6 protein-coding genes are annotated in these 4,638 nt (G+C 70.5%); 5 read left to right on the top strand and 1 reads right to left on the bottom strand.

From position 1 onward, the window contains the following. Both E1295_RS49550 and qcrB read left to right on the top strand, forming a co-directional pair. Positions 1 to 528: hypothetical protein (locus tag E1295_RS49550; protein ID WP_166427781.1), on the top strand; the 528-nt coding region annotated here is incomplete at its 5' end. A gap of 90 nt (positions 529 to 618) precedes the next feature. Continuing rightward, positions 619 to 2,139, top strand: a complete 1,521-nt coding sequence (gene qcrB / locus E1295_RS47185; RefSeq protein ID WP_132641791.1) for a cytochrome bc1 complex cytochrome b subunit — start codon at positions 619 to 621, stop codon at positions 2,137 to 2,139. Positions 2,140 to 2,176: 37 nt separating this feature from the next. On the opposite strand, the gene E1295_RS47180 is transcribed toward qcrB, so the two are convergent. Next, positions 2,177 to 2,488: an ArsR/SmtB family transcription factor gene (locus E1295_RS47180; protein WP_132641789.1), complete on the bottom strand. Its 312-nt coding sequence runs from the start codon at positions 2,486 to 2,488 to the stop codon at positions 2,177 to 2,179. 58 nt (positions 2,489 to 2,546) lie between these two features. Between E1295_RS47180 and E1295_RS47175 the strand changes: the two genes are divergently transcribed. The 3 genes from E1295_RS47175 (at position 2,547) to E1295_RS47165 (ending at position 4,380) form a co-directional block, all read left to right on the top strand. Then, positions 2,547 to 2,873, top strand: a complete 327-nt coding sequence (locus tag E1295_RS47175; protein WP_132641787.1) for a putative quinol monooxygenase — start codon at positions 2,547 to 2,549, stop codon at positions 2,871 to 2,873. Positions 2,874 to 2,999: 126 nt separating this feature from the next. Further along, the gene (locus E1295_RS47170; protein WP_132641785.1) at positions 3,000 to 3,704 is read left to right on the top strand and encodes a DUF4097 family beta strand repeat-containing protein; all 705 of its coding nucleotides are present in this window, start codon (positions 3,000 to 3,002) and stop codon (positions 3,702 to 3,704) included. Positions 3,705 to 3,774: 70 nt separating this feature from the next. Then, positions 3,775 to 4,380 (top strand): hypothetical protein, encoded by a 606-nt coding sequence (locus E1295_RS47165; protein ID WP_132641783.1) that lies wholly within the window; start codon positions 3,775 to 3,777, stop codon positions 4,378 to 4,380. Positions 4,381 to 4,638 lie beyond the last annotated feature (258 nt).

The following is a 4,638-nucleotide window of genomic DNA, read 5'->3' as shown; positions in this document are numbered from 1 at the left end:
GGCTGGGCGGGCGGCGCGCTGCTCACCCGCGACCTGCGTTCCGACCCCGGCTTGCAGGCGAGGACGACAGCGGCGGACCGCCGGGCGGCGGAGGAGGCGTACGCGCGGATGTGCGGCGGCGAACTGCCGTCCGAGCCGGAGCTGCGGGCGCGCTCCGAACACCAGCCCCTCCCCGGGGAGGCACCGCTCGACCTGGGCACCCTCGGCGGTTCACCGGCCGGCGCGCGCCGCTACCGCATCCTGTTCGCCGGGGAACTCGACGCCGGCGCGCTGGCGGGCGCGCGCGCCGCGCTGCGGCTGGAGCCGAGCGGCGACCCACGGGTGGCCGGGGCCGCCTCGGCCGGCGCCGACGGCCACGGCTTCTCCTGGGAACTGCGCCGGATCGGTGGGAGCATCGCCTGGTGCGTGGACGTGACCGCGCGGCTGGGCTCGGCCCCCGCCACCGCGCTCGGCACGCTGCTGCACCACCACCGGCAGGCCATCCGCGCGCTGGGGCCGATCCCCGTCACGGTCGAACGCCTCGCCTGAGGCCGCCCGCCCGCCCGCCGGATGTCACATTTTCCGCGCCTGCGCCGTCTAGTTCAGTGACGGGATAACCATGACATAGGCGGGTTGAGGATGAAGGCCAGCTCTTGGGCGGGAGCACTTGACGACCGGATCGGCGGGGCCGGTTTCCTGAAGAAGGCGATGCGGAAGATCTTCCCCGACCACTGGACGTTCCTGCTCGGGGAGATCGCCCTCTACGCGTTCGTGGTCGTACTCCTCACCGGTGTCTTCCTCACCTTCTTCTACAAACCGAGCATGCACGAGGTGATCTACGACGGTACGTACGTGCCGCTGCAGGGCGTCGCGATGAGCGAGGCGTACGCCTCGACCCTGGAGATCAGCTTCGAGGTGCGGGGCGGCCTGCTGATGCGTCAGATGCACCATTGGGGCACGCTGATCTTCCTCGCCGCCATCGTCGTCCACATGCTGCGCAACTTCTTCACCGGCGCCTTCCGCAAGCCGCGCGACCTGAACTGGCTGATCGGCGTGGCCCTGTTCGGACTGGTGATGCTGAACGGGTTGTTCGGCTACTCGCTCCCCGACGACCTGCTGTCGGGCGCGGGACTGCGCATCCTGCACGGGGTCACGATCTCGGTGCCGCTGGTGGGCACGTACCTCGCGATGTTCCTGTTCGGCGGCGAGTTCCCCGGAGGGGACATCATCGCCCGCCTGTACAGCCTCCACGTGCTGCTGATCCCCGCGCTGCTGGCCCTGCTCATCCCGCTGCACGCGATCGTGCTGACCTGGCGGCAGACGCACACGCAGTTCAGGGCGAAGGGACTGAACGACCGGGTGGTGCGCGGCGCCCCCTTCTTCCCCACCTTCCTGGCCAAGACGACGGTGTTCTTCCTGTGGGTGCTGGCGGTCATCACGCTGCTGGCGACGGTGTTCCAGATCAACCCCATCTGGTTGTACGGGCCGTACCTGCCGAGCACGATCAGCGCGGGCTCGCAGCCCGACTGGTACATGGGTTTCCTGGAGGGCGCGCTGCGCATCATGCCTCCGTGGGAGTTCACCGTCTTCGGGTCCACGGTGACCATGAGCGTGATCATCCCGGCCCTGGTGGCGCCGGGACTGCTGTTCACGGCGCTGGCGCTCTACCCGTTCCTGGAACGCTGGATCACCCGTGACCACGCCGTGCACCACCTTCTCGACCGGCCGAGGGACGTGCCCGTACGCGCCGGCCTCGGCGTCGCCGGGATCGCCTACTACGGCGTGCTCTGGCTGGCGGGCGGCAACGACGTGATCGCCTCGACGTTCCACATCTCGCTGTACACCACGACATGGATCTTCCGCGTCGCCGTCTTCGCCGCGCCCGTGCTGGGCTACGTGATCACCCGGCGGATCGCCCTCGGACTGCTGGCGCGCGACCGGCACACCGTCGCCCACGGCGTGGAGACCGGCGTCATCGTACGCACCCACGACGGCGCGTACAGCGAGATCGAACGGCCGGTCACCGAGGAGGAGGCCGCCGTGCTCGTACCCGCCGAGTTGCCGGCCCTCCCCGTCGGGAACGGCTCCCCGTCCGACGGGGTGCCGCCGCCCCGGGGCCGCAAATTCCGCGACTCCCTCCAGCGTTCCTGGAACCGCTGAACGGACCACTCGCACGTGCCCAGGGCTCCCGTCCTGCCTACCGCGCGCCATCCTGCCCCGGCCTGCTGTCAGCCTCCAGTTCCTGGACCAGAAGCGCCAGCAGACCGGGCAGGTGACGCTCGATGTCCTGTCGCAGCAGCGTGACGGCGCTGCCGTTGCCGTGATCGCGCTGCACGATCAGCCCCGCCTCACGCAGCACGCGGAAGTGATGCGTGCGCGTGGCCTTCTTCACCGGCAGGTCGAACGAGCCGCAGGCGCGCTCGCGGTCCGCGAGATCGGCTGCGAGTTCGGCCACCATCCGGCGGCGGGAATCGTCGGCCAGCGCGCCGAACACCTTGCCCAGATCCATGAACCTCTCCTAGGTACGATTTGCATCATACCTGGGCGGGTGGCTAGCGTTCCCAGGTATGAAGATTGTCATACCTGAAGGAAACGGGCCCGTCGGCCTCTACGGCTTCGCCCGGCCCAAGCCTGAGCGAGCCGGTGAACTGGAGCGGCTGCTGCTGTCGTTCGTCGAACCGACCAGGGCCGAGCCTGGCTCGATGCACTACCAGGTCCACCGGGACATGGCCGACCCCAACACGCTCGTGTTCTACGAACTGTGGCAGTCGGCCGACGACCTGCGCGCGCATCTCGAGCGACCCGAACTCGCGCGATTCCAGCAGCAGCGCATGGACTACCTGCGTGAAGACCTGGAGATCCACTGGCTGACGCCGCTCAGCGCGACCCCCTGACCATCACGGGAGCACAAGGTGGGGCAGGCACTACCAAGGAGTGGCCTGGCAACGGCAATGTCGCCGCTGACGAAGAGTCTCTAAGGTTTCCCATGGGGCACGCCGGATCACTCAGCAGGGGACATCATGAAGACGCAGCGCACGACGGTGACGGCAGGCCTCCTCGGGCTCGTGGCGGTGCTGGCAGGGTGCGGCTCCAGCGGCTCGCTGAATGAGGAGGACGTGTCGTACGACGTCACCGACACGGTGGCGGCGGTGGAGGTCGAGGCCGACTCAGGAACCGTCGAGGTGGTCCAGGCGGATCGCCGGGGCATCCGCGTGACGGAGCGGTTGAGCTGGCACAAGAACAAGCCACAGACCAGCCACGAGGTGCAGGGCGACACGCTGGCCCTGACGTTCGACTGTCCCACCACGTGGGGGTGGGGCTCCATCGGCGCCGCCTGCGACGTGAGCTACCAGGTGGAGGTGCCCAAGGGACTCCGGGTCAAGGTGAGCTCCGACTCGGCGAGCGTGACGCTGAAGAACCTTTCCGGCGACGTGGATGCCACCACCGACTCCGGGGCCATCGAGGCCACCGGGCTGACGGGGCGGCACGTCGTCACGGAGACCGACTCGGGTGACACGAAATTGGCCTTCACCGGGCCGCCCGACCAGGTCACGACCACCACGGATTCGGGCAGCACCGTGATCCAGGTGCCGCAGGGGCCGTACAACATCGTGGCCAAGACGGACAACGGCGACAAGGACATCAAGGCGGCGAGCGACCCCTCGGCCCAGCGGACGATCGAGCTGAACAGCGACTCGGGGGACCTGGCGGTCGTGACACCCTGACGGGCGCCCCCTGGATACTGAACCATCGCCGGACGGCCGCCGTATCTCCTCGTGTGAGCGGTGATCGCGTTTGAACGCCGACCAGAAAGGAAGCGGCACCGGCAGCAGGGACACCGCGCGGGCCGGCCGGGCCGGCCTGCGCGGGCTGCGGGCGGCGGTGTTCGCGGTGGTCTGCGTGTTCGCCGCGCTGGGCATGCACGTGCTGGCCGGAGGCCCGCACGCCCGCCTGGTGACCGTCGCCGCCGCGACCCTGGTGACGGGTGCGGGCGCGTACGTCCTCGCCCGGCGGCAGCGGTCCCTGGGCACGCTGCTCGCCGCCTCCTTCGCCGCGCAGTACGGCATGCACCAGCTCTTCGGCTCGGGGGCCGCCGCCTTCCCCGCCCATCATGGCGGCGGCCTCCACACCGGGACCGGGCTCGGCCCCGGGACCGGCATGCTGCTGGCCCACGTGCTCGTCGCGACGGTGTCGGCGTGGTGGTTGCGGCGCGGCGAGACGGCGCTGCTGGCGTTGGTCTCCCTGCTGGCCTGCTCGCTGCGCGGCCTGTGGGACCGGCTGACCACCCGCCTCGCGCCGCCCGCTGCGCCACGCCCCGGGCTCGTCCCCGCCGCTCCCGGCGACGTCGCCGTCTCACCCGTGCTGGCCTGGACGTTGTGCCGGCGGGGGCCGCCTCGGTAACGGGCGCCCGCCCGCGATCCCGTATCCACCGGAACGTTCCGCCTCGGCCCGTCGGCAGCGCGCACCGCATGTTCCGCCTCGGCCCGTCGGCAGCGCGCACCGGATTCGTCATGGCCGCCTGCCGGGCCGAACCGCCGGGCCGAACCGCCGGGCCGAACCGCCGGGCCGAACCGCCGGGCCGAACCGCCGGGCCGAGGCCGCCCCCCGCATGTCCCGCGCCCGCCTCTCGCGTGCGCGTACTCCGGAACCTGTCTCTTA

Source organism: Nonomuraea mesophila (genome assembly GCF_004352805.1).
In the GTDB taxonomy this organism is placed as follows: Bacteria; Actinomycetota; Actinomycetes; order Streptosporangiales; family Streptosporangiaceae; genus Nonomuraea; species Nonomuraea longispora.
The sequence above is the reverse complement of the archived record's forward strand: the minus strand, read 5'-3'. Positions and strand labels throughout refer to the sequence as shown.